The sequence below is a fragment of the Sphingomonas sp. Leaf5 genome, assembly GCF_001421155.1.
GTDB lineage: Bacteria > Pseudomonadota > Alphaproteobacteria > Sphingomonadales > Sphingomonadaceae > Sphingomonas.
Genome location: NZ_LMJZ01000001.1, coordinates 429731 through 456108, shown reverse-complemented (window position 1 = coordinate 456108; position 26378 = coordinate 429731). Strand labels below are relative to the sequence as shown.

The 26378-nt window shown below is 67.1% G+C and carries 18 protein-coding genes; 12 read left to right on the top strand and 6 right to left on the bottom strand.

What is annotated here, in order from left to right; translation table 11 throughout:
- Window positions 1-34 precede the first annotated feature (34 nt).
- Window positions 35-1414, bottom strand: coding sequence for a pectate lyase (locus ASE50_RS02075; protein WP_156347247.1), 1380 nt, complete (start codon window positions 1412-1414; stop codon window positions 35-37).
- Between the two features lie 230 nt (window positions 1415-1644).
- Here ASE50_RS02075 and ASE50_RS02070 point away from each other — a divergent pair, with 230 nt between their 5' ends.
- The 9 genes from ASE50_RS02070 (at window position 1645) to cobA (ending at window position 15868) form a co-directional block, all read left to right on the top strand.
- Window positions 1645-4488 (top strand): TonB-dependent receptor, encoded by a 2844-nt coding sequence (locus ASE50_RS02070; RefSeq protein WP_056394885.1) that lies wholly within the window; start codon window positions 1645-1647, stop codon window positions 4486-4488.
- Window positions 4489-4511: 23 nt separating this feature from the next.
- Window positions 4512-6071, top strand: a complete 1560-nt coding sequence (locus tag ASE50_RS02065) for a family 43 glycosylhydrolase (protein WP_056394881.1) — start codon at window positions 4512-4514, stop codon at window positions 6069-6071.
- Window positions 6072-6132: 61 nt separating this feature from the next.
- Window positions 6133-6711, top strand: a complete 579-nt coding sequence (locus ASE50_RS02060; RefSeq protein WP_056394879.1) for an ANTAR domain-containing response regulator — start codon at window positions 6133-6135, stop codon at window positions 6709-6711.
- Window positions 6711-7922 (top strand): CmpA/NrtA family ABC transporter substrate-binding protein, encoded by a 1212-nt coding sequence (locus ASE50_RS02055; protein WP_056394877.1) that lies wholly within the window; start codon window positions 6711-6713, stop codon window positions 7920-7922. The genes ASE50_RS02060 and ASE50_RS02055 overlap by 1 nt, the downstream gene beginning before the upstream one ends.
- A 332-nt stretch (window positions 7923-8254) precedes the next feature.
- On the top strand, window positions 8255-9493 hold the full coding sequence (locus ASE50_RS02050; RefSeq protein ID WP_056394876.1) for a nitrate/nitrite transporter: 1239 nt from the start codon (window positions 8255-8257) through the stop codon (window positions 9491-9493).
- Window positions 9494-9522: 29 nt separating this feature from the next.
- Window positions 9523-12009, top strand: coding sequence for a nitrite reductase large subunit NirB (gene nirB, locus ASE50_RS02045; RefSeq protein WP_056394874.1), 2487 nt, complete (start codon window positions 9523-9525; stop codon window positions 12007-12009).
- A complete protein-coding gene (gene nirD / locus ASE50_RS02040) occupies window positions 12006-12344 on the top strand; it encodes a nitrite reductase small subunit NirD (protein WP_200909443.1) in 339 nt (112 codons plus the stop codon). The genes nirB and nirD overlap by 4 nt, the downstream gene beginning before the upstream one ends.
- A gap of 151 nt (window positions 12345-12495) precedes the next feature.
- Complete coding sequence (locus tag ASE50_RS02035) at window positions 12496-15084, top strand: nitrate reductase (protein ID WP_056394872.1); 2589 nt, start codon at window positions 12496-12498, stop codon at window positions 15082-15084.
- Entirely contained in the window at window positions 15074-15868 is a 795-nt protein-coding gene (gene cobA, locus ASE50_RS02030) for a uroporphyrinogen-III C-methyltransferase (protein WP_056394870.1), read from the top strand. Before ASE50_RS02035 ends, cobA begins: the two co-directional genes overlap by 11 nt.
- Before the next feature lie 40 nt (window positions 15869-15908).
- Here the strand turns inward: cobA and ASE50_RS02025 are convergent, their stop codons facing one another.
- A complete protein-coding gene (locus ASE50_RS02025) occupies window positions 15909-18884 on the bottom strand; it encodes a TonB-dependent receptor plug domain-containing protein (protein ID WP_056394867.1) in 2976 nt (991 codons plus the stop codon).
- 273 nt (window positions 18885-19157) lie between these two features.
- On the opposite strand from ASE50_RS02025, the gene ASE50_RS02020 reads away from it, so the two are divergent.
- Window positions 19158-19673 carry a gluconokinase gene (locus ASE50_RS02020; protein ID WP_200909442.1) on the top strand — a complete coding sequence of 172 codons (516 nt, stop codon included), beginning with the start codon at window positions 19158-19160 and terminating at the stop codon, window positions 19671-19673.
- A 124-nt stretch (window positions 19674-19797) separates the two neighbouring features.
- Here ASE50_RS02020 and ASE50_RS02015 read toward each other — a convergent pair whose 3' ends face one another.
- Both ASE50_RS02015 and ASE50_RS02010 read right to left on the bottom strand, forming a co-directional pair.
- A complete protein-coding gene (locus tag ASE50_RS02015) occupies window positions 19798-20475 on the bottom strand; it encodes a FadR/GntR family transcriptional regulator (RefSeq protein WP_056394865.1) in 678 nt (225 codons plus the stop codon).
- A gap of 32 nt (window positions 20476-20507) precedes the next feature.
- Window positions 20508-21860 carry a gluconate:H+ symporter gene (locus ASE50_RS02010; RefSeq protein WP_056394863.1) on the bottom strand — a complete coding sequence of 451 codons (1353 nt, stop codon included), beginning with the start codon at window positions 21858-21860 and terminating at the stop codon, window positions 20508-20510.
- A gap of 261 nt (window positions 21861-22121) precedes the next feature.
- Between ASE50_RS02010 and ASE50_RS02005 the strand changes: the two genes are divergently transcribed.
- The gene (locus tag ASE50_RS02005) at window positions 22122-22367 is read left to right on the top strand and encodes a helix-turn-helix domain-containing protein (RefSeq protein WP_056394861.1); all 246 of its coding nucleotides are present in this window, start codon (window positions 22122-22124) and stop codon (window positions 22365-22367) included.
- Window positions 22368-22418: 51 nt separating this feature from the next.
- Window positions 22419-25418 carry a glycosyl hydrolase family 28-related protein gene (locus ASE50_RS02000; RefSeq protein ID WP_056394859.1) on the top strand — a complete coding sequence of 1000 codons (3000 nt, stop codon included), beginning with the start codon at window positions 22419-22421 and terminating at the stop codon, window positions 25416-25418.
- A 131-nt stretch (window positions 25419-25549) separates the two neighbouring features.
- Here the strand turns inward: ASE50_RS02000 and ASE50_RS01995 are convergent, their stop codons facing one another.
- Together ASE50_RS01995 and ASE50_RS01990 are read right to left on the bottom strand one after the other, a co-directional pair.
- The gene (locus ASE50_RS01995; RefSeq protein ID WP_056394857.1) at window positions 25550-25822 is read right to left on the bottom strand and encodes a hypothetical protein; all 273 of its coding nucleotides are present in this window, start codon (window positions 25820-25822) and stop codon (window positions 25550-25552) included.
- 90 nt (window positions 25823-25912) lie between these two features.
- Window positions 25913-26233 (bottom strand): hypothetical protein, encoded by a 321-nt coding sequence (locus tag ASE50_RS01990; RefSeq protein WP_056394855.1) that lies wholly within the window; start codon window positions 26231-26233, stop codon window positions 25913-25915.
- Window positions 26234-26378 lie beyond the last annotated feature (145 nt).

Here is a 26378-nt window from a genome sequence, read left to right as displayed (position 1 = left end):
AGCAGCGCCACCACCGCGACGACGACCCGCCGGATCATTGCCGCATCGCCCGATCGCGCGCCGACAGCGACTCCTGGATCGGCCCCTTCTGCCCCGGATAGCGTCCCGATTTCGGCTCCATCGTCACAAGATCCCATTCCGCTTCGACAAAAGGTGCCGTGGTCGGCACCGGATGCGGATATTCACTCACTTCGCGTTCGTCGTCGATCACCTTTCCGCGCCCTTCGGCCACGAAAAACAGCACGCGGATATCGTCGGCATCGCGGTCCCATGGCCGCGCGCCGGCATTGGCGAGCACATGCGTTTCGACATCCTGCGCGGGCAGTACGGGCAGCCCCGCCGGCCAGACCGGCGGTGCCTTCGCCTCGATCAGCTTCGCGCGGGTCACGCCATAGCGCCCGAACATCGGCAGCGGATTGCCATGCCGGTCGACCGCGACATTGTCGCGCCCGTGATAGCGCAGGTCGCCATCGCCGCCGAGCATCAGGAACGGCAACCCTTCGTCGGTCGACGGCCCGCCGCGCATGACGTTGCCGACCGCCGACAACTTGCCCTCCTGATAGGCATGGCCGGCCCATTCAAGCGCCATCAGGTTGTAATGCACCGCGCGCTTGGCCGGGTCGTAGATCAGGTTGTTGACCACCGCCGCCTGTACCCCGCCCTTCAGCAGCGGGCTGCGCTCGACATTATGGGCGTACACGTTGCGCCAGATCAGGATGCCCGTCGCGTTGTCGTGGATCAGCGACCCCTTGCTATGCTCGCCCTTGGGATGGCTGGCATCGGCCAGCCCCTCGGCCAACAGATTATAACTGAAGGTGATGTCGTGGCTGGTGCCGCGCCGCCAGTCGTCGGGGGTCGCCCCGTCGAAGCGCGGGCCGGAGGCGGAGAGGTTTTCGTCGAGCGCCCAGGTCATCGTGCAGTGATCGACGATGACATTGTGCGCCGACACAGTGTTCATCGCATCGACCTCCCACCCCGATCGCTTGGGTTGCCCGTCCAGACCCGGCCGCACGCGCAGGTGGCGGACGATCACGTCATGCGCGCGAATGTCGATACCGCCGCGGATCAGCGTGATGCCGGGCGACGGCGCGGTCTGTCCGGCGATGGTCAGATACGGTTCGGTAATGGTCAGCGTCGTACGGCCGAGGTCGATCACCCCGCCGACCTCGAACACGACGATCCGCGGCCCCTTCGCCTCCAGCGCCGCCTTCAGCGATCCCGGTCCGTCCGCCGCCAGCGTCGTCACCCGGACAATGCGTCCGCCGCGCCCGCCGGGGGTCACCGCCGCCCAACCCTGCGCCCCCGGAAAGGCCGTCATGGCCGCGGATGCCGGTGCGGTTTGCGCCGACACCGGCAGCACCGCGCTCGCGATCGACAGCAGGCTGCCAAGGGCCAAGCAGGTCAGTCGGTTCATAATTTTCCTCTCCGCGCGCTTCTTGACAGCTTCGTCGTGTCGGCACAATGTCGCGTTGACACCGGTTTCTCAAGCCGAAAACGGCAAAACCGGATTTTCGGGACCCGACAGGCGTCCCGGAAAGGGTTCGACGGCGCGGCGGAACGATTTTTCCGCCTTGCCGACCAGAGGATGACATCAGGCGTGAAACGATTGCGCCCGGTGTCATCGCGATAGGGAGAGGGTTCGCAATGCAATTTCGTCACCGCCGCCAGATCGTCCGCGCACTGCTGGCCGCCACCTCGCTGGTCACGCTAACCGGCACCGGCCATGCGCAGGATGCTGCCCCGACCGGAACCGATCCGGCACCGGTCGCCACCGAAGATGCCGAAGCCGAGATCGTCGTCACCGGCTTTCGCGCGTCGCTGAACGCCGCGCTGAACGTGAAGCGCCAATCGGTCGGTGCGGTCGACGCAATCGTCGCCGAAGACATCGGCAAATTCCCCGATCAGAACCTCGCCGAATCGCTGCAGCGCATTCCCGGCATCGCGATCCAGCGCGATGGTGGCGAGGGCCGCGCGATCACCGTCCGCGGTCTCGGCGCGCAATTCACCCGCGTCCGGGTCAACGGGCTGGAGACGGTCACGACGTCGAGCGACGGTGCCTCGGCCAACCGCGACCGGTCGTTCGATTTCAACGTGTTCGCTTCCGAACTGTTCAGCTCGATCGTCGTCCACAAGACGGCGTCGGCCGATCTGGACGAAGGGTCGCTGGGCGCGGTCGTCGACCTGAACACCGGCAACCCGCTGGCGGGCAAGACCGGGCTGACCGTCGCCGCTTCGGCGGTCGCCAATTACAACGATTTGTCGAAGACGGTCGGCCCGCGCTTTGCCGGGCTGGTCGGCTGGAAATCACCCGACGGGACGCTCGGCGCATCGATCTCCGCCGCATATCAGGACACGCGGACCAAGGAGATCGGCAATAATACCGTTCGCTGGGCACAGGCGCGGTTCGATTCGGTCGACGGCACGCCGTGCTGGACCGCCCCCAATCGCGGCGGGACGTATATCGCCGGGGCCGCCTGCGACCGTGCCGCGCTCGCCTTCCACCCGCGTATTCCGCGCTATGGCGAGGTCGAGCATAGCCGCGAACGCCTCGGCCTGACCGGCAGTGTGCAATGGTCGCCGACCGACGCGACCAAGGTGTCGATCGACGGCCTGTATTCGCGCTTCCGCGCCGACCGTCGCGAGAAATGGGGCGAGGTGCTGCTGCGGTCGAACGAGCGGCAGACCGACATCCTCAATCCGACCTATGACGATGCCGGCAACATGGTGTCGGCGACACTGAACGACGCATGGGTTCGCACCGAGCATTATTTCCGCCAGTCGCAGACCGAATTCTACCAGATCGGTGGCACCTGGGATCAGGACCTGAGCGACAAGTTCCGTTTCACCCTGCTCGGCGGCTATTCGAAGTCCGACGCCAGCGTGCCGGCCGAAACGACGTTGGTGTTCGACGATCGCGATTCGCAGGGCTATCGCTACGATTATTCGAACCGGGATTCTCCTCTGCTCGCCTTCGGCACCAGCGTGACCGATCCGGCCAATTTCCAGCTCGCCGAAATCCGCGACCGGCCATCGGATGTGGTAAACCAGTTCAAGACCGCGCAGCTGCGCACCGAATGGGACGTGGCGGAGGGGTTTCAGGTCCGTGCTGGCGGCATGTGGCGGCGCTACGACTATGACATCACCGCCTTCACCCGCGACACGGCGGTGTGCGGCAATGGCGGGCGCGATCTGGTGCTGGGCACGATCACCTGCTCTGCCAGCACCGCCTTCGGCCCGACCGCGGTCTATGGGTTCCAGGCAACCGATGCCCTGTCGGACCTGTTCACGCTGAAGGGATCGAACGCGCCGTCGGGCACGTCGCTGCAATGGCTGATCCCCAATTTCGACGCGGTGACCGACTTTACCGGCCTGTATAACCGCCCGCTCGCGCTCGACGTCGGCAATAATCGCGGCGTGGTCGAGGAGACGAAGGGCGGCTATCTGCAGTTCGATGCCAAGGGCACGGTATTCGGCCTCGAATATGCCGCCAATGCCGGCATCCGCTATGTCCGGACCGACCAGTCGTCCTATGGCATCAACAGCGGCGTCAACGTGACCGTGAAGCGCGATTACGAGGATTGGCTGCCCTCGATGAACGTCGCGCTGTACCCGACCAGCGACATCATCGTCCGGGGCGCGATCGCCAAAGTCATCACCCGGCCGTCGCTCGGCAACCTGACGCCGGGCGGATCGGCCGACGGGTTCAATTTCCGGGTCACGACGGGCAACCCGTTCCTCGATCCGTTCCGCGCGACCAATTACGATCTGGCCGCCGAATGGTATTTCGCGCCACAATCGGCCTTCTCGGTCGCGGTGTTCCGCAAGGACGTGGCCAGCTTCCCGGTCGCGGTCGCGCGCAGCGGCACCTTCACCGAAACCGGGCTGTCGCCATCGGTGCTGGTGTCGTCGTCGCCCGCTGCGCTGAACCCCGCGCTCCAGTCGCAGGATATCTGGACGATCTCGACCACCGGCAACGGCACGGGCGCGTCGCTCGACGGGATCGAGATCGCGTTGCAGGCCCCGTTCCGTTTCCTGCCGGGCGTGCTGCGCAATTTCGGCGGGATCGTGAACGCGACCTTCGTCCGGTCCGATGCGGATTATACGCAGCAGGGTCCGGCGACGACGCCCGGCGGCGCACTACCGACCGTCACCCGGACCGAGACGCTGTACAATGTGTCGAAGCGCCAGTTCAACGCGACGCTCTATTACGAGGACGACCGGTTCAGCGCGCGCACGTCGGTCGCGTATCGCGGTCCCTATGTCGATGGCGGGTCGGGAACGGGCAACATCTTCGAGGGCTATGACTCGATCGCGAACGTCGATGCGTCGATCCGCTACAAGCTCACCGACTTCCTCGAACTGTCGATCGAGGGCACGAACCTGACCGACGCCTATCGCCGCCGGATCGTCGATGTCGATGCGCGCCGCAATTACGAGAACAACCATTTCGGGCGCACGCTGCTGGTCGGCGCGCGGGTGAAGATGTGAGCGGCTTCTCGCGCCGGGGGGTGATGGCGGGGGCGGCGCTGGGCGGCGCGCTCGCCACGCTGCCCACGGCGGGTGCGGCGGCCCCCGCCCCTGCCCCGCCCTATCGACGCGGGTTCGACCATCAGCGCATCGCCGATCTGGGCGACGGGCGCTTCCTCAACCCGTTGATGGCGGGCGATCATCCCGACCCGACGATCCTGAAGGATGGTCGCGATTATTACATGACCTTCTCGACCTTCGATTCCTATCCGGGGCTGGTCATCTGGCATTCGCGCGACCTGGTGAACTGGACCCCGCGCACCGCCGCGCTGACGACGAATATCGGTGCGGTATGGGCGCCCGAACTGACGAAGCACAAGGGTCGCTATTACCTGTACGTGCCCACCAAGAACCCGACGACCAGCTGGGTGATCTGGGCCGATCATATCGACGGGCCGTGGTCGGAACCGATCGACCTGAAGCTGCCCGATCATATCGATCCGGGCCATGCGGTCGGCGAGGACGGGTCGCGCTGGCTGTTCCTGTCGGGCGGCGACCGCATCCGCCTGTCCGACGATGGTCTGCGCACCGTCGGCAAGGTCGAGCATGTCTATGATCCATGGCGCTATCCCGACACCTGGGATGTCGAGGGGTTCAGTCCCGAGGGGCCGAAGGTCACGCGGCATGGCGACTATTTCTACCTCGTCACTGCGGTGGGCGGCACGGCGGGGCCACCGACCGGGCATATGGTGATCGCGGCACGGTCGAAATCGATCCATGGCCCGTGGGAGCATCATCCCGGCAACCCGATCGTCCGCACCACGTCGCTCGCCGAAAAATGGTGGTCGCGTGGCCATGCGACGCTGGTCGAGGGACCGGACGGCAGCTGGTGGTCGGTCTATCACGGGTATGAGAACGGCTATTGGACGCTGGGGCGACAGGCGTTGCTCGACCCGGTCGAATGGACGCCCGATGGCTGGTTCCGCATGACCGGGGGCGACCTGTCGCAGCCGATCGCCAAGCCGAAGGGCGGCCAAGCCGTGCGCCATGGGCAGGCGCTGTCGGACGATTTTTCGACCCTTGCGCTCGGCACCAAATGGAATTTCTTCCGCCCCACGCCCGATGATCGCCGCCGGGTGCGGGTGCGGGACGGCGCGCTGCTGCTCGATGCGAAGGGTAAGGCGCCGTCGGACGGCGCGCCGCTGCTGCTGATCGCGGGCGATACCGGCTATCGCTTCGAATGCGATATCGAGATCGCGCCGGGCGGGACGGCGGGGCTGATCCTGTTCTATGACGACAAGCTGTATTGCGGACTGGGGTTCGACGAACAACGCTTCGTCACCCATCAATATGGCATCGAACGCGGGCGGCCGGCCAATCCGCATGGGGCGCGGATGCGGATGCGCGTCACCAACGACCGGCACATCGTCGCCTATCACACCAGCGGCGACGATGGCCGGACGTGGCAACGCTTCGACCGCGGCATGGAGGTGTCGGGCTATCACCACAATGTGCGCGGCGGGTTCCTGATGCTGCGCCCCGGCCTTTATTCGGCGGGACAGGGCACCGCGCGCTTCCGCGATTTCCGCTTCACCGCGCTATAGCTTGACGCGCCCGGCTGGCGCGGGGCACAGGCCGCGCGTCAGCTTCGGGGGTAGCGGGATCATGCGGATCGCGATCATCGACACCAGCACCACACGCGCCGCGATCATTTCGGACGGCCTGCGCGAGGCGGGGCTGGACGATATCGTCGTCATCGACGGCACCCGCCGGCTGGTCGCCGATGTCGAGGCGGCGGCGGCCGAGGTGATCCTCATCAACCTCGAAAACCCCAGCCGTGACGAGCTGGAGGAATTCTTCGCGGTGTCGCGCGCGATATCGCGTCCGATCGCGATGTTCGTCGATCAGAGCGATGCCGAATCGACCGCCGCCGCCGTCGATGCCGGCGTATCGGCCTATATCGTCGATGGCCTTGCCAAGCAGCGGATCAAGCCGGTCCTCGACCTCGCCATCCGCCGGTTTCAGGCGTTCGCGCGGCTACAGGCCGAACTGGTCGAGGCGAAGAGCGCGCTGGCCGACCGGACGACGATCGACAAGGCGAAGGCGATCCTGATGAAACGGCGCGGGATCGACGAACCCGCCGCCTACGCGCTGCTGCGCGCACAGGCGATGCGGTCGAACCGGCGGATCGCCGAGATTGCAGACGCGATCCTGACCAGCGACGCATTGATGGGAGGGCTGTGATGGCGCACGACAAGATCCGCATCGGTTTCCTGCCGCTGGTCGATGCCGCGCTCCCCATCCTCGCCCGCGAACAGGGATTTGCCGAAGCCGAGGGCTTGGAGATCGAACTGGTCCGCGACACGACGTGGGCGACGGTGCGCGACCGGCTGCTCTACGGCCATACCGACGCCGCGCACATGGTCGCGCCGCTCGCCATCGCCACCGCGCTGGGACGCGGGCGGCCGGCGGTGCCGCTGGCGGTACCGTTCGTGCTGGGGCTGAACGGCAATGCGATCACGCTGGCGCTGCCGCTTGCGGAAAAGGTGCTGGACGGCGACGGTCTGGGCGATCCGGTGACGCTCGGCGCGCGGCTGAAGGTCGTGGCGGCGGCGCGCCTCGCGGCGGGGCGCCGGCTGCGCTTCGGCGTGGTACATCGCTATTCGAGCCATAACTACATGCTGCGCTACTGGCTGGCGGCGGTCGGCATCCGGCCCGACATGGATGTCGAGATCGTCACCATCGGCCCCACCTTTGCCGCCGATGCGCTGGCGGTGGGCGAAGTCGACGGCATCTGCGTCGGCGAACCGTGGAACAGCGTCGCGGTCGATCGCGGCGTGGGGCGGATCGCGCTGGTCACCGCCCAGATCTGGCGGCGCGGCGTCGAAAAGGTGCTGGCGCTGCGCGAGGAGACGGTCGGCGAGCGCGGCGAGGTGGTGCAGCGGCTGATCCGCGCGCTCCACGCCGCCGCCGCGCACTTCATCGATCCGGCGACGCGCGATGCCAGCGCGGCGATCCTCGCCCGTCCCGACTATCTCGACGCGCCGGTCGATCCGATCGCGCGCGCCATCGGCGATCGGGTGCGGGTGGTGGCGGGTGCCGAGCCGCTCCATGTTCCCGACTTCATGTTCCAGTATCGCGAGGCGGCCAATTTCCCGTGGCGCAGTCAGGCGGCGTGGCTGTATTCGCAGATGGCGCGGTGGGACGGCACGCCGGTCGCGGCAGACGAAGCCCGGTTTGCGCAAAACACGTTCCGCCCCGATCTGTACCGGGCGGCGCTGGCCGGGTCGGGCGCACCCCTGCCCGGTGCCAGTTCGAAGCTGGAGGGCGCGATCGGCGGGACCGTCGCGGCCGGTTCGACCCAGGGTCGGCTGATGCTCGGCAGCGATCCGTTCTTCGATGGGCGGTCGTTCGATCCCGACGATATCGCGGGGTATTTGCGAGCGCTGCCCTGACGATATCGGGCGTCGGCGCGCGGAAGTTGGCGAAGGTTACACGTATCGGGTTTTGCCGGCGCGCTTGAAGTGCGACGAACCGAGTACATACTCCGTTCGTCGCAAATTATGCTGCACTGCGAAAGGCCTTGCATGATCGTAGCGAATCGGTCATCTTCGCAGGGTCCGGCAATGGCGTCGGGCACGAGATAAGCGCGAACCGGTTCCAACGGCGGGACCGATAGCGTCGGGCGATCGATGATCGCCACACGGCAACGAAGCCGCTCCGATGCGCCCGAACAGGGCCGCGTCGGGGCGGCTTTTTCTTTGTCCATCGCATTCGGGGAACTGCCATGGCTACCGCCTATTGGAAAGACGATACCGCCGCCAAACCGGAAAGCTTCTGGTCCAGCGGACATACGCCGACGCTGATCGCGGCGTTCCTGTATTTCGACCTCGCCTTCATGGTGTGGGTGCTGCTCGGCCCGCTCGCGCCCGACATCGCCAAGACGCTGTTGCTGACCCCGGCGCAAAAGGGTCTGATGGTCGCGGTGCCGACACTGACCGGGGCGCTGCTGCGCGTCGTCAACGGCCTGCTGGTCGACCGCATCGGGCCGAAGCGCGCCGGCGCGATCAGCCAGATCATCGTCATCGCCGGACTGTTCAGCGCATGGACGCTGGGGGTGAACAGCTTTGCCGGCACGCTCGCGCTGGGCGTCATCCTGGGGTTCGCAGGAGCCAGCTTCGCGATCGCCCTGCCGCTCGCCAGCCGTTGGTATCCGCCCGAGCATCAGGGCAAGGCGATGGGTCTGGCCGGCATGGGCAATTCGGGCACGGTGCTGGCCGCCTTGTTCGCGCCGACGCTAGCCAAGCTGTTCGGGTGGAATGCGGTGCTGGGCCTCGCCTGCTTGCCCCTGACGCTGGTGTTCGTCGCCTATATGGTGATGGCGAAGGACGCGCCGAACGCGCCGCCCGCCCGCAAGCTGACCGAGTATTTCCTGCCGTTGAAGCAGGGCGATGCGTGGTGGCTGATGGGCTTCTACGCCGTCACCTTCGGCGGGTTCGTCGGCCTCGCCGCCTCGCTGCCGATCTACTTCACCGACCGGTTCGGGCTGACCACTATCACCGCCGGCTATTGCACCGCCGCCTGCGTCTTTGCCGGATCGCTGGTGCGACCGATGGGGGGCGCGCTGGCCGACAAGGTCGGGGGCGTGAAGGCGCTGTCGGTGGTGTTCGTCGTCGCCGCAGCCGCGCTGGCCGGCGTCGGTCAGGCCGATAGCGTCGAAGCGGCGCTGACCCTGTTCGTCCTCGCCATGCTGGCACTCGGCACCGGCAACGGCGCGGTGTTCCAGCTGGTGCCGCAGCGTTTCGCCGCCGAAATCGGCGTGATGACCGGGCTGGTCGGCATGGCCGGCGGGATCGGCGGTTTCTACCTCGCCTCCTCGCTCGGCCTCGCCAAGCAACTGACCGGTAGCTTCCAGAGCGGGTTCCTGATCTTCGCCACGCTCGCCCTGATCGCCTTCGCCACGCTGACCATGGTCAAGGGCCGCTGGCGTCGCGAATGGACCGCCGCCGACGGCGTCCGGATCTGAACCCCATCCCCTTGCCACGGACCCCATCGATGAAACACGAACCTCTCACCCCCGGCGTCGACACCCGCGAACACCTTGTCGTGATCGGCAACGGCATGGCCGGATGCCGCGCGGTCGAGGAACTGCTGGCCCGCGACCCTGCCCGGTACCGCGTCACCATCTTCGGTGCCGAACCGCATGTGAACTATAACCGCATCATGCTGTCGCCGGTGCTTGCCGGAGACAAGACGTTCGAACAGATCGTCATCAACGACGCCGACTGGTACGCACAGAACGCGATCGAACTGGTCGCGGGCGATCCTGTAGTCGCGATCGACCGTGCGGATAGGACCGTGACCGCGCGGTCGGGCCGGGTCACCGGCTATGACCGGCTGCTGATCGCGACCGGCTCCGATCCGTTCATCATCCCCGTCCCCGGCAAGGACCTGCCCGGCGTCATCGGTTTCCGCGACATGAAGGATGTCGACCACATGCTCGCCGCCGCCGAAAAGGGTGGCAGCGCGGTGGTGATCGGCGGCGGCCTGCTTGGGCTGGAGGCGGCGCACGGCCTGTCGCTGCGCGGCATGAAGGTGACCGTGCTGCACATCATGCCGACGCTGATGGAACGGCAGCTCGATGAAGCGGCGGGCTGGCTGCTCAAGTCCGCACTGGAAGCGCGCGGCCAGACGATCCTGACCGGCGCTGACACCGCCGAGATCGTCGGCAGCGACGCGGTGGAGGGTGTGCGGCTGAAGGACGGGACGCTGATTCCCGCCTCGCTCGTCGTGATGGCGGTCGGCATCCGCCCGTCGGTGGCACTGGCGCGCGCGGCCGGCCTTGCGGTCGGGCGTGGCATTCAGGTCGACGACCATATGGTCACCAGCGATCCCGCGATCCTCGCTGTCGGCGAATGTGTCGAGCATGACGGCAACGTGTATGGCCTCGTCGCGCCGCTATGGGACATGTGCCGCGCGCTGGCCGATGGCCTGACCGACGCGCATAGCGGCTATCGCGGATCGGTAACCTCGACCAAGCTGAAGGTCGCCGGGCTCGACGTCTTTTCGGCCGGCGACTTTTCGGGCGGCGCGGGCGCGGAGGACATCGTCCTGCGCGACGCCAGCCGTGGCGTGTACAAGCGGGTGGTGGTCAAGGACGACCGCATCGTCGGTGCGGTGCTGTACGGCGATACCGCCGACGGCAACTGGTATTTCGACCTGCTCAAGCGCGGCGAGGATATCGGCGCGATCCGCGACCTGTTGATTTTCGGACAGGCCTTCGCTTCGGGAGGGGCGCAGGCGGACCCTAAGTCGGCCGTTGCGGCGCTCTCCGACAATGCGGAGATTTGCGGCTGCAACGGCGTGACCAAGGGACAGGTGGTCGGCTGCATCGCCAAGGGCGCGCACAGCCTCGACGCGGTGCGCGCGACGTGCAAGGCGTCGGCATCGTGCGGATCGTGCACCGGGCTGGTCGAAACCATCCTCGCGCTGACGCTGGGCGACGAGGTGCAGGCCGGCCCCAAGACGATGTGCAAATGCACCAGCTTCGGCCATGACGATGTCCGGCGCGAGATCGTCCGCCAGGACATGCGCTCGATCCCCGAAGTCATGCAGAAGCTGCACTGGTCGACGCCCGATGGCTGTTCGTCGTGCCGGCCGGCGCTCAATTACTATCTGCTGTGCGCCCTGCCCGGTGTCTACAAGGACGATCAGCAAAGCCGCTTCGTCAACGAACGCCTCCACGCCAACATCCAGAAGGACGGCACCTATTCGGTGGTGCCGCGCATGTGGGGCGGCCTGACTTCCCCACGCGAGCTGCGCGCGATCGCCGATGTCGTCGAGAAGTACGACGCACCGATGGTGAAGGTGACGGGCGGCCAGCGGCTCGATATCTTCGGCATCAAGCGTGAGGATCTGCCCGCCGTCTGGGCCGATCTGAATGCGGCGGGCATGGTCAGCGGCCACGCCTATGGCAAGTCGTTGCGGACGGTGAAGACCTGTGTCGGCTCCGAATGGTGCCGCTTCGGCACGCAGGATTCGACCGGCTTGGGCGTCAAGGTCGAACGGATGACGTGGGGGTCGTGGATGCCCCACAAGTTCAAGATCGCGGTCAGCGGCTGCCCGCGCAATTGTGCGGAGGCGACGATCAAGGACTTCGGCGTCGTCTGCGTCGACAGCGGTTACGAATTGTCGGTCGGCGGCAATGGCGGGATCAAGGTCCGCGCGACCGATTTCCTGTGCAAGGTCGCGACCGAGGAAGAGGCGATGCAGTATTGCGCCGCCTTCATCCAGTTGTACCGTGAGGAAGCGCGCTATCTGGAACGGACCGCGCCGTGGATCGAGCGGGTCGGTGTCGAGTATGTCCGCGCGCGCATCGCCGACGATGCGGCGGGCCGCGACGCGCTGGCCGAACGCTTCGCGTTCTCGCAGCAGTTCATGCAGGACGATCCGTGGGCGGCACGCGTCGCCGGGGCCGAACGCGAACATCACGCGCCGATGGCGACCTTCACCCCCACCCGCGCGACGGAGGAAATGGCATGATCGGCGAATGGCTCGATATCGGCTGGGTCGATGAAATCCCGGTGCGCGGCAGCCGCACCGTACAGGTCACCGGCGGCGACGACATCGCGGTGTTCCGCACCGGCGAGGGCAAGGTTTTCGCGCTGGCCGATCGCTGCCCGCACAAGGGCGGGCGGCTGAGCCAGGGCATCGTCCATGGCGGTGCGGTCGCTTGCCCGTTGCACAACTGGCGCATCGCGCTGGCGACCGGCGAGGCGATGGGCGAGGACAAGGGCTGTACGCCGACGGTGCCGGTGAAGATCAGCGGCGGGCGGGTGCTGATCTGCCGCGCCAGCGCGCTGAAGGTGGCGGCGTGAACCGGAAAATCCTCCCCATATATGGGGAGGGGGACCGCGCCCGTAGGGCGTGGTGGAGGGGGAGCGCCGCGTACGCAGCGGTTGCGTCTGCGGCAACGCCCCTCCACCAGCCTGCGGCTGGTCCCCCTCCCCGCAAAGCGGGGAGGATTTGATGACAGTCAAAACCACCTGCGCTTATTGCGGGGTCGGCTGCGGTATCGTCGCCACGCCCACCGGCCCCCGCGCCGCCACCATCGCCGGCGACCCCGACCATCCCGCCAATGCCGGACGGCTGTGTTCCAAGGGCACCCATCTCGGCGAGACGATCGGGCTGGAGGGCCGGCTCCTCCACCCCATGATCGGCCGCAAACAAGCGTCGTGGGACAAGGCGCTCGACCTCGTCGCCAGACGCTTTCGCGACACCATCGCGCAGCATGGCCCCGACAGCGTCGCCTTCTACGTCTCCGGCCAGTTGCTGACCGAGGACTATTACGTCGCCAACAAGCTGATGAAGGGCTTCATCGGTTCGGCGAACATCGACACCAATTCGCGGCTGTGCATGTCGAGCGCGGTCGCCGGACATCTGCGCGCGTTCGGCGAGGACGTCGTTCCCGCCAATTACAGCGACCTCGACGTCGCCGACCTGATCGTGCTGGTCGGGTCGAACACCGCCTGGTGCCACCCGATCGTGTATCAGCGCATCCGCGCCCGCTGCGACGCCGGGGCGAAGCTGGTCGTGATCGATCCGCGCCGGACCGAAACCGCCGACGAAGCCGACCTGCACCTCCCCGTAAAGCCCGGCACCGACGTCGCCCTGATGAACGGGTTGCTGGCATGGTGCCGCGATACGGGCGTGCTCGATCAGACATATCTCGACGCGCATGTCGCGGTGCCCGATGGTTTTTGGGACAAGCTGGCCGACGGCTATGACCTGTGGTCGGTCGCGAAAACCTGCGACCTGCCCGCCGCCGATCTGCGCCGCTTCTACGAATGGTTCGCCGCCACCCCGCGCACCGTCACGATGTTCAGCCAGGGCATCAACCAGTCGCTGACCGGCACCGATCAGGTCAATGCAATCGTCAACGTCCACCTCGCCACCGGCCGCATCGGCAAGCCCGGTGCCGCGCCCTTTTCGATCACCGGCCAGCCCAACGCGATGGGCGGGCGCGAGGTCGGCGGCCTCGCCACCACGCTCGCCGCGCATATGGACTTTGCGCCCGACAATGTGGCGCGGGTCGGCCGCTTCTGGGGCGCGCCGACCATGGCGACCGCGCCGGGGCTGAAGGCGGTCGATTTGTTCCGCGCCATCGGCGAGGGTCGGGTCAAGGCGGTGTGGATCATGGCGACCAACCCCGCCGTGTCGATGCCCGATGCCGACCGCGTCCGCGCCGCGCTGGCCGACTGCCCGTTCGTCGTCGTGTCCGACGTGATCGCCGATACCGATACGTCGGCCTATGCCCATGTCCGCCTGCCCGCCGCCGCATGGGGCGAAAAGGACGGAACCGTCACCAATTCGGAACGCGTCGTCAGCCGCCAGCGCGCGTTCCTGCCGCTGCCCGGCGAGGCCAAGCCCGACTGGTGGATCATCGCGCAGGTCGCGCAGCGCATGGGCTGGAACAGTGCCTTTGCCTATGACCGGCCCGCCGACATCTGGCGCGAGCATTGCCGGCTGTCGACCTATCAGAATGACGGCGCGCGCCGCTTCGCGCTGCCGGGGCACGCCGCACGCGGCAACACCGACTATGACGCGATGCAGCCGTTCCGCTGGGACGAGACGCCCTTCGCCGATGGCCGTTTCTCGACCCCCGACGGCCGCGCCCGCATGGTGTCGGTCGCGCAGAAACCGGTCGCCGGGACGCTCGACGCCTGGCCGATGACGCTGAACACCGGGCGCTATCGCGATCAGTGGCACACCATGACTCGCACGGGCCTGAGCCCCAAACTGGCGCGCCACCGCGAGGAGCCGCTGGTCGAGGTCCATCCCGACGATGCCCAACGCCTCGGCATCGCCGATGGCGGCCTCGCCCGGGTCGCAACGCCGCAGGGCGACAGCCTGTACCGTGCGCAGGTGACGCCGACCCAGCGGCCCGGCGAGTTGTTCGTGCCGATCCACTGGACCGACCGCACCTCGACCGGGGGCCGCTCGGGCCGCCTGCCCCGCCCGCTGGCCGATCCGGTTTCGGGTCAGCCGGGGTTCAAGGCGACCCCGGCGCGCATCACCGCCGTCGCGTGCGGCTGGCGCGGTTTTCTGATCGTGCGCGACGAAACTCCGCGACCCGACTGCCTGTGGGCGACGCGCATCGCGGTCCCCTGCGGCACTGTCTGGGATCTGGCTGGCGACGGCGATGCCGCCCGGCTCGACGTGCTGCTCCCGCGTGGCGAACGGATCGAGGCGATCGACAGCGCGCGCGGCACGCGCCGCACCGCGATCGTGCAGGACGGACGGCTGGCCGCCGCGCTGTTCGTCACCCGCGATGGATCGCTGCCGCCGCGCGACTGGCTGGTCGCGCAACTCGCCGAGGCGAATGCGGCCCCGACCCTGCTCGCCGGCCGTGCGCCGGGGGTACAGGTCGAGCGTGGCCCGATCGTCTGCGCCTGCTTCGACATCGGCCTCAACACCATCCTGACCACCATCGCCGACCAGCGGCTGACCGACGTCGCCGCGATCGGCCACGCGATCGGCGCGGGCACCAATTGCGGGTCGTGTCGCCCGGCGCTCGCCAAGCTGCTGCAATCGAAAGGATCGACCCATGCCGCATGATTTCACCCCCGGCATGGTCTGGCTGGTCGGGGCCGGTCCCGGCGACCCCGACCTGCTGACGCGCAAGGCCGAACGGCTGATCGCCGCCGCCGACATCGTATTCTACGACGCGCTGGTCGGGCCGGGCGTCCTCGACCTGATCCCGGCGCAGGTCGCGCGCGTGCCCGTCGGCAAGCGGTCGGGCCGCCATTCGAAGGATCAGCGATCGATCAACGACCTGCTCGCCGACGCCGCACTGGCGGGCCAGCGCGTCGTGCGGCTGAAAGGCGGCGATGCGTCGATCTTCGGCCGGTCGACCGAAGAGATCGAGCATCTGGCCGCGCACGGCGTCGCGACGCGCATCTGCCCCGGCATCACCGCCGCCAGCGCGGCGGCGGCGTCGGGCGGCGTTTCGCTGACGCTGCGCGGCCTTGCGCGCAAGCTGACTTTCGTCACCGCCCATGCCCGTGCCGGCGAGGCGCTCGACCTCGACTGGCAGACGCTGGCCGCCGCCGACGCGACGCTCGCTATCTATATGGGCCGCGCCGCCGCGCAGGAGGTCGCCCGCGAACTGATCGCCGCCGGCCGCGCCGCCGACACGCCGGTCATGGTCGCGGTCAACGTATCTCTGCCGACCGAACGCATCATCCGCGGCCGGCTGTCGGCGCTCGCCTTTCTGGTCGACGCGATCAGCGACAGCGACCCTGCGCTGCTGCTGATCGGCGAGGCGGTCGCCGCGCCGATGCCGGTCGCCGCGCAGCCCGGTACGGCCACCAGACTGTCCTGCGTTACGTCGTCGGACTGATCCTGCCTATAGAACGCACGATTGCGGACGCCGACCCGGATCAGAAGGTAAAGCGAAGGCCCGCCCGGTAGGTACGGCCCAGCGTGTCGTAGAGCGCCGGGTTCACGTCGAGCCCGGTGTTGGTCTGCGGCGACGGGGTCGGATCATTGTCCATGACGTTGTCGACCTTGCCATACAGGACCGCATAATCGGTAATCTTGAACGACGCGCCAAGGTCGAGGTAGAATTCGCCCTTCATCCGGTTGAAATTCACGGTGTTGTAGTTGCCGGTCGAAACAGGGCAGTCGGTCTGGCAGACGACATAATTGTTGTTGAACACACCGTCGGAAAACCAGCGTTCCTGTACGGTCAGCGTCAGCCGGCCGCTGTCATAGGTTTGCGTTGCCAGCCATTTCCAGTCGGGAATGGCACCGCTGTTGGCACCGGCATCGTCGCGTTTGGCGACGCCCGCGATCCCGGCATCGACAATGAATTCGCGGACATGGGTACCCAGTGCGCGGATCGTGAAATTGCCCGGCAGGCCTAGCGGCTGGCGCCATTGATAGCTGGCCTCCAGATTGAACCCGCTGGTTTTCCACGACGCGAGGTTGAACGGCTGCACATTGACGAAGTTGCTGCCCTGCGGCCCGTCGAGCTGGAAACCGCCGCAGAACGTCTGATCCCCTTCGAAACAGAAGCGCACGATCTGGTCGGGCGACAGGCTGGAGACGACGCCGTTCAGCTTGATCTGGTAATAGTCGACCGACAGGCTCAGCCCCGGCAGCCATGACGGACGCGCATAGACGATACCGAGTTCGGTATCGCGAGCGGTTTCGGGCCGCAGGTTCGGATTGCCGACGGTGTTCTGGAACACCTGTACCGCGACGTTGCGGAACGGATCGTTGAAGCTCGGCAGCGTGGTGACCGTCGGTGCGGCGAACAGTTCGGACAGGTTCGGGGCACGCACGTCGCGCGACGTGACCGCGCGCAGCGTCAGCCCGTCGAACGGCGTGGCCCAGGTGCCGCCGACCTTCCATGCCCAGATCGTCCCCGACGTGCTGTAATCGGTGAGGCGCGCGGCAGCGTTCAGATTGGCGCGACCGGCGACGTCGCTGTCCACCAGCGGCAGATTGATCTCGACGAACCCTTCGAGGACGTCGTATTTGCCCGTCCCGTTCTTGTAGTTGCCGGCCGCCCAGTTGCTGCCCTGCGCCGCGTTCAGCAGCGGATCGGCAGGGTACAGCGCGCTGTTGGGACTGACGTCGGCCACGCCCGCGCCGTACGCGTCGCCGCGGACCCGGTAATATTCGCGGCGATATTCGCCGCCGAACGCGACCGACAGCGGCCCCGCCCACAGATCGACCGGCTGGCCGGAAAAGTTGAGGCTGGCGACATCCTGCTTCAGCGTGGTGCGCTGAAGCGGGCCGGCCTGCGGCATGAGATAGTCGAGCGCAGCCTGGCTCGGGCGGAAATCGCCGAAGATATTGATCGGCTGACACCCCAGCGCCCGGGCGCGCGCATCGGCGCACACGATCGCGCCGTTCAGCACCACCGCATTGGTCGCGGCGACATAGCGCGGTTGCAGCACGATGCGGTCGACATCGATCGCGACCTTCGTCGTGCCGTGCTGATAATAGGCGTCATAGGTCCAGTCGGTCCCGACGACCGCGACCTTGCCCTTCGCCCCGACGACGAAGCGATACTGGTCGCGATCGGTCTGGACGAGCTGGTTGGGCAGTTGCCCGTTGCTCGACCCGAAGTTGAACGAGGTGATGCCGGCGGTGGCGCAACGATCGCGGATCAGCTGCGGTAGGAACGGATTGGCACACTGTACGGTCAGGTTGGGGCGGTTATAGCCCGGGCTCGGCTGGTTGCTGGTCTTCACCTGCGCGATGTTGACCGTGCCGTAAATCTCGTTGCTGGCATCGAGATCGAAGCCGATCCGGCCATAGCCGTTCATGCGCTCCAGCTTCGATTTCAGCGACGCGCTCGACCCCGGCGCACCGGACAGGTCACCGCCGACGCAGAAGGAATTGCCCGGATAGCAGTTCGACACGCGGCCATTGCCGAGCGGCGTGCCGCCCGATCCGTAGTTGAAATTGACCGGCGTACCGTTCGCATCAAAGGCGATGCCCTGCAACGGGCCGTTGTTGATGAGGCCGTATTTGGCGTACTGATAGGGCTGTGCGAAATCGGAATAGGTGAATTGCGGTCCGGGTCCGCTGGTGATCCCGGAGTTCAGCAGCGTCGACGCGCGGTGCCAGTCGCGGCGGCCGGCAAGGTCGGTGCCGTAATTGCCGGGGCCGACCCCGCCCTCATGATCATATTCGCCGCTGACGATCAGGTGCAGCCGGTCGCCCATGAACGACGTGCCATAGGCGGCCTGCACCAGCGCGGTCTCGTCGTCGCCATAGGTGGTGATGCTGCCAAGGACGTTGGCCTTGAACCCCTTGAACCGGGTATCGGTGATGAAGTTGACCACGCCGCCGACGGCGTCCGATCCATAGGATGCCGACGCGCCGCCGTTGACGATGTCGACACGCTTGACCAGCAGCTGCGGAAACATGCTGATATCCGGCACGCCGGTCACATTGGCACCGACGACGCGCTGGCCGTCGAGCAGCGTCAGCGTGCGGATCGGTTGCAGTCCGCGCAGCGAAAAGGAGCTGAGCCCCTGCGTCCCGCTGGACGTGCTGAAGGTTCCGGTCGACGCGCCGGTCGACCCCTGCAAGGACGGCAATTGCTGGATCGTGTTGAAGATGTTCGGCTGGGCGTTGTTGGCGATCTGCTCTTCGCCGATGACCGTCGTGGGCGTCGGCGCGTTGAAGCCGTTGGCGACGATGCGGCTGCCGGTGACGACGATGTCCGCCGCATCCTGTTCCGGTGTCTGCTCGCGTTCGAGCGCCACGTCCTGTGGCGCAGCGGCCGGCACGGCTGGCGTGGTCTGCGCGGAGGCGGGCGCGGCACCCAGCGCACAGGCCAGTGCGAGCAGGCTCGTGCCCAGACGGCAGCGATCAGGCGAAAAGCGATCCATCATCCAACCCCCAAAGCTTTTTGATCAGTCCGTCACCCGTCCGGGGTGCGAACCGTTGCAGCGGTCATAGCGGATGATGTTCGCGGTAACATCTACGACCATGGTCGCGGTTCATGGGTGCGACCACGACCAAGGTCGTGATGGTCAGCACGTTCCGATCCGGGCAGAAACCGCGCAGGAACCGCCCCGGCCGCATCGACCGGATCGGGAGCAAGGACGAACCCCCTGCCCGTACCATCGCCCCCCGCCGCCCTTGCCCGCCGTGCGATCGTCGCCATGGGGGTGAGCGGTTGCGGCAAGACGACCATGATGCACCACCTCGCCACGCGGCTGGGCTGCGCCGCGTTCGAGGGCGACGCGTTTCACGGGGCCGCCAATGTCGCCAAAATGCGTGGCGGTCATCCGCTCGACGATGCGGATCGCTGGCCATGGCTGGATCGGCTCGGCGCGGCGATCGGGGCGGCGGTGCGGGACGATGGCATCGCCGTCGCCGCCTGCTCGGCGCTGAAGCGGGACTATCGCCAGCACCTCGGCCGCGTGAGCGGTGTGCCGCTGCTGTTCGTGCTGCTCGACGGCGAACGGGCAACCATCGCCGAACGGCTGGCCGCGCGCGCGGGACATTACATGCCCGCCAGCCTGCTCGACAGTCAGTTCGCCACGCTCGAACGCCCCGCGCCGGACGAGTGCGCGCTGGTGCTGCCCTGTGGCTGGCCGGTCGAACGGCTGGCGGAGGCCGTGCTGCAGTACGTCGGTGGTGACGCCGCCAGCCACCCCCTTTTACCCCGGACCTGATCGAGACCTGTGCGAACGTCGCGCGCCAAACCAAACGGAGCCGTACCCCGGCGGAGGAGTTTGGCAGAGGTCCCGACCTGATGCGGGGTGCCGAGGAAATTCGCCTGCGGACCGCGATCGATCGCTACGGCATCAGCCGCTTGCGCCCCTGCGACAGGTGCCAGCGCATCGCCAGCGCCGCACCGTCGCCGTCCTGCGTGCGGATGGCGTCGACGATCGCGTCATGTTCCTCCATCATCGCCTCGATCACCTGCGGCGGGCGGGCGCGCGAAATGTCGACCCCGGCGCGCAGAATCCGCATCACCCCTTCCTGCAGCTTGTCGAAAATCTCGACAAAGGCGTCGTTGCCGGTCGCTTCGGAAATCGCACGATGCAGCAGCCAGTCCTCGTCATGCGCAGGGGCGCTCGACAGCAATGCGCCGCGCAGCGCCGCCAGACGCTTCTCGATCACGTCGAGGTCATGGTGCGAGCGGCGCTGCGCCGCCAGCCGCGCCGCCTCCGCCTCGACCACGAAACGCACCTCATAGGTACCGAGCGTCGCCGCCAGCCCGTCGAGCGGCACATGCGCACCGAGCCGTTCGGACGGGCGGCGCTTCACATAGGAACCGGCGCCGCGACGCGCCTCGGTAATGCCATCGGCGGCAAGGCGGACCAGCGCCTCGCGCACGATGGTGCGCGACATGCCGAACATCTCTGCCAGCCGCGCTTCGGACGGCAGCCGGTCGCCGGCAGCCAGATCCTCTTCGTCGATGATCCGTACGATCGCCGTATAGGCGCGATCCGCCAGTCTTTCGCCCGTCACGGCTGCACGTCCTCTCCGTCACGTTGATCGAATCAGATGATGTAGCTCAGTCCCGCGACCATGATGAGGCCGGCGACCGAAATCACCGTTTCCAGCAGCGACCAGGTCCGGAACGTATCGGCGGTGCTGGTGCCCATATAGCCCTTTACCAGCCAGAAGCCCGGATCGTTCACATGGCTGAAGAACACCGATCCCGCGCCGATCGCCAGCACGACCAGTTCGGGCGAGGCCCCCGATGCGGCGACGACGCCGGGCATGACGCCGACGGCGGTGATGGTGGCGACGGTCGCCGATCCCGCGGCCAGCCGGATACCCACCGCGACCAGCCAGCCAAGCAGCAGCGGCGAAATCGCATACATCATGACCACCCGTGCGAGCAGGTCGGAGAGTCCGGCGCTGACCAGCACCTGCTTCAACGCGCCGCCCGCACCGATCGCCAGCAGGATCGCGCCCGCCGCGCCCATCGTTTCGTGCCAGATCGATTCCTGGATCGCCGCCTCGCTCAACCGCCGCCCGAACAGGAGCGGCAGCGCCATCAGGTTGGCGATCAGCAGTGCCAGCACCGGATTGGCGGCGGCGGCAAGGATCGCCGAGTCGGCAAGGGCCGGCACCAGCTTGGCCAGTTCGCCCGACGCGATCAGCACGATCGGCAGCAGCACGATGAACAACGCCCGCCCCCGCGACGGCGTGTCCAGATCGATCATCGGATCGCTCAGCACCGGCTCGGTCAGGCGGATGCCGGGGGTTACGAACCGCGCCAGCACCGGTCCGGCGAGGATCGCGATCGGGATGGCGATCACGACCCCATACAGCATGGTGAGGCCGAGATCGGCCCCCAGCGCCTCGACCGCGAGCAACGGCCCGGGGTGCGGCGGGACGAGTGCATGGACCACGCCCAGCCCGGCGAGCGCGGGCATGATGAGCCGCAGCTTCGCCGCGTCGCGCTCCTCCGGCGTCGCCCCGCCTGCCATCGCCTTGGCCGCCGCGACCACGATCGGCAGCAGCAGGACCAGCCCGGTTTCGAAGAACAGGGGCAGGCCGATCACGATGGCGATGCCCAGCGTCGCCCATGGCGCGGCGCGTGGCCCGGTCAGCCGCAGCGCGCTGTTGGCCAGCGCCGACGCCGCGCCCGACAGATGCAGCATCGCGCCGAGCGACAGGCCGAGGGCCACGACCAGCCCGGTGCCGCCGATGATGTCGCCGACGCCCTTCTGCACCGCCTTTGCAGTGTCGATCAGCGGCAGTCCGGCGAGCAGCCCGACGGCAAAGGCACCGCACAGCAACCCCATGAACGGGTGCAGCCGGCCGCGCACGATCATCACGATCGCAAGCGCGATACCGGCGATCGCGGCCCCGACCAGCCGCAGGTCGCTGCCACCGGTCATCGGGCAACCCCATGCATGTTTCGCTGCGGCATCGACACCCTCCCCAAAGCGCACCCGCTGCGGTCATGCCGTGCGAGTTGTCCAACAGATCATACCGATTTTTCGGAAAAAATCGCTTGAATATGATCGTCATAGTCGAACATACTGAAACCTGTCCAACCGATTCCGGGGAAACCGGAACGAAACACACCCGCCCTGCGACCGCCCGACGCGGCATAACGGGGCGATGTCACTTGGGAGAGTGCGATGACAGGGGCAACCATGGAAGCCCGCACGGCGAGGCCGCGAAGCTGCGACGTCGGCATGGCGGTGCGACTGACGCCGACACAGGTGAAGGTCCTGTGCGGCGTCCGTTCGGGACAGTTCAACAAGCAGATCGCCCACGACCTCGGCATCGCCGAAGCGACGGTGAAGGCGCACATGACGGCGTTGATGCGCAAGCTGAACGTGCAGAATCGCACGCAGGTCGCGATCGCGGCGCAGTCGCTGGTGCCGCACCCCGCCTGACCTTCGTCCGGGGCACCCGCCCCGGCACCCCATATCGACGGAGCCTCCCCCATGAAGGTGTACGGCCTGCTGTTCGCCGCGACCCTGCTCGCGCCCGTTCCTGCCCTCGCGCAGTCGACCTCGGTATTCCTGACCGCCCCCGACGATCCGCGCGCGGTGACGGTCCGGGGCGTCGGCGACGGACGCGCGGACGACACCGCCGCGATCCAGCAGGCGATCGATGCGGTCGCCGCCGACCGGCAGCGCGGCGGGGGCGGCGTGGTCTTCCTGCCCTCCGGCCGGTATCGCATCTCGCGCACCGTGTTCCTGCGGTCGGGCGTGCGGATGTTCGGCATCGGGCCGACGCGTCCCGTCTTCGTCCTTGCCGACAATACGCCGGGCTATGCGACCGGCATCGGGGCCATGCTGAGCTTCACCGGCGAGGATCAGTATCGCGCCGGCAAGCCGCCGGTGCCGCCGCCCACCAGCGTTCCGGCCAATGACGCAGTGTTCGATGCGACCTCGACCACCTTCTACTCTGCGTTGGCGAATGTCGATTTCGAGATCGGCAACGGCAATGCCGGTGCCGTCGCGGTACGCTCCCGCGTCGCGCAGCATGGGTTTTTGCGCCATATCGATTTCCGCCTCGGCTCGGGCTTTGCCGGCGTCTATCAGGCGGGCAACGAAGCCGACAATCTGCGCTTTTTCGGCGGCCGCTACGGCATCGTCACCGAAAAGACGTCGCCGGCATGGCAGTTCACGCTGATCGATTCAGAGTTTTCGGGCCAGCGCGACGCCGCGATCCGCGAGCATGAGGTCGACCTGACGCTGGTGAACGTTGCAATCCGCGATACGCCGGTCGGGATCGAGATCGATCGCGGCTATTCGGACTCGCTATGGGGCAAGAACGTCCGGTTCGAGAATGTCAGCCGCGCCGGTGTCGTCATCTCCAGCGAACAAAGCGTCTTCACCCAAATCGGGTTCGACAATGCGGTCGGGGTGAATACGCCGGTCTTCGCACAGTTCCGCGAGAGCGGCCGGACGATCCGCGGGCAGGGCGCGCAGTGGCGCGTCGCCGACTTTTCGCACGGGCTGAAGCTCGCAACAGTCGGCGAGATGGGCAAGACCGCGACCGACATCACCATGACGCCGCTCGCCACCGCCCCGGCACGCACCGCGCCGGCATTGCCGCTGCTGCCGCCCGTTCGCGAATGGGCCAACGCCCGAACGCTCGGTGCCAAGGGCGACGACCAGACCGACGACACCGCCGCGCTGCAACGTGCGGTCGATGCCCACCGCGTCGTCTATCTGCCGACCGGCCGCTACCGCATCACGGATACGCTGAAGCTGCGCCCCGACAGCGTCCTGATCGCGCTCCATCCGAACCAGACGCAGCTCTATCTGCCCGACAACGCGCCCCGTTTCGCGGGTGTCGGCGGCGCGAAAGCGATGGTCGAGAGTGCGCGCGGCGGCAGCGCGATCGTCTATGGGCTCGGTCTCTATGCCGGGGGCGTGAACCCGCGTGCGTCCAACCTGATCTGGCGCGCGGGCGAACGGTCGATGGTCAACGACGTCCGCATCCACGGCCCGGTACTCTACAATCAGGGCAAGGCGAGCGGCGGCGGCATCGACCCGCAAGCGCGCTGGGACGGGCAGCAGGCCAGCATCTGGGTCACCGATGGCGGCGGCGGCACGTTCAACGCGATCTGGACCCCGAACGGCCTCGCCTCCACCGGCTTCTATGTCAGCGACACGAAAACCCCCGGCCACGTCTACGAATTGTCGGCCGAACATCATTTCAAGAACGAGATCGTGTTGCGCAACGTCGAGAATTGGGAGTTTCTGGCCCCCCAGACCGAACAGGAAGTCCGCGACGGCGTCTATGCGGTGTCGACTGAATTCCACGACAGCCGCAACATCCTGTTCGCCAACTATCACGGCTATCGCGTCACCCGCACCGCCAAGCCGATGGACACCGCCGTCCGGCTGTTCAATTCGGGCGACATCCGCTTCCGCAACGTCCATGTGAATGCCGAAAGCGCCTATGCCCATTGCGACACCGAAGGCTGCGGCACGTTCGTCCGGGCGAGCAAATATCCGTTCGAGAACGCGATCAAGGACCTGACGACCGGGCAGGAAGTGCGCGAGCGCGAATTCGCGAAACTGGACGTGCCCGCCGTCGCCACGCGCCCGGCTGCGGCCGTCGGGGTTCCGGTAACGACCGGTGTGCGCAAGCTGGCGGACGGGTTCTACTCGATCGCAGGAGGCGCGATCGATGCGCAGGGTAAACTCTATTTCATCGACCGCTTTCACCAACGCATTCATGGCTGGTCACCGTCCGAGGGATTGACCACGGTCAGCCAGGCGAGCCTCGACCCGGTGAACCTGACCGTCGACCGGTCGGGGCGGCTGCTGGTGCTGTCGGGGGCCGGGCGCGACGGCACCGTCTACAGTATCGATCCCAAGGCACCCGACGCCGTCCGCACGATCGCCGCCACCGCGCCGCGCGCGGGCAGCGCGATGGCGTTGCCGGTCAATGTCTGGGCGAACGGCGAATTCGCCGACCGCATCGATCGCAAGACCTATGCCTTCCCGCCGCTGTCGTCCTTCTTCACCGACAAGATGGGCGAGGCGAAGCGTCAGGCCTATGTATCGCCCGACGGGTCGGTCGCGTTTCCCGCATTCCGGGTGTGGAATCAGGGGCCGGACGATCATCAGGGCTGGCGCTGGTCCGATACGCTCGACAGCTACGGGCTGGTAACCGCGCGCGTGGGCGAGCGTGTGTACCTGACCAACGCGTCCGAGAATCTGACCTATAGCGGCGCGGTGACGCGCGGCGGTGCGCTGACCGATCTTCGCGTCGTCGCACCACGCGGCGGCGAAAGCGTGGCACGCGGTGCCGATGGCGAACTCTACGTCGCGAACGGACAGATCTGGGTCTATGACAAGGACGGTCGCGAGCTACGCCGCATCGACGTGCCGGAGCGTCCGCTCCAGTTGCTGATCGGCGGACCGGACCGGCGCACGCTCTACATCCTTGCGCACCACGCCCTGTATTCGGTCGGTATCTGAAACGCGGATCGACCGGTTGGCATCATCGGGTCGGCCGACCGGCCCCAACCACATTTCGTCGAGCCACGCCCGGCACACGGCACAACATCACGTTCCTGCCCTTCCCGGTGCTGGAAAGGTAGCGGATCGATCTACAGGCCGGCCTGATCGATCCGCTGGGCGATCTCGCTTGGCAGCGCGACCTCCGACTTCGGCAGCAGTCGGTGGAGCGCCGTTTCCACGCGTTTGCGCGCGACCTGATACGCCTTGTGGCGAACCACCCGCATCGCGTTCGTCCGCCCCGACGGGCTTTCGCCCAGCCGAGCTTCCCATTTGGCTTCCTCCGCCTCGAGGATCGACAGCGCCATGCGCAATCCATCGCGTCGGCCGCGGGCATATTCGTCGGAAACGGGTGCTATGGTCATGCGGTACCAAGGGTGGCTCGCGCCATCGCCGCTGACAAGGCAAATTCCGGCTGCCTGACTGTCGATCCTCGCCGACAGCCACCGCGCGCCTCAATTGCCCTCGGCATCGACCATGACCACCACCGGCTTCCCGCGCGACATCGGGTCCCAACCGGCCGACAAGGCCGAGCGCACGCACCGCCCGATCATGGCGTCGTCCAGCTGGAGCCGACCGCGCGGCAACCCCTTCAGCAGCCGCTTGGGCGCGGGGAATTCGACCAGCACCTCGCGCTTGGCATCCTGCTGGAGGAGCGAGATCGTCATGCCCTTCCACCCCTCGTCATCCGACTGATGGGGTTCGCTGTGCAGGTGCCAGTCATATGCGACGCCATCGACGATCACGGTTCCGGCGTTCATTCGGGATTTGGACATGACCGCGCCTCTAGCACAGCAACGTCGCGGAGGCACCGACGCGGATACTGTCATAGAGCGTCGATCGACACTGTCCCGACGCCGCCTTCGCGACCATGCGCGTACAGCCCGGCGGGTTCGACGGCTGTCCTGGGGTAGGCCCGCA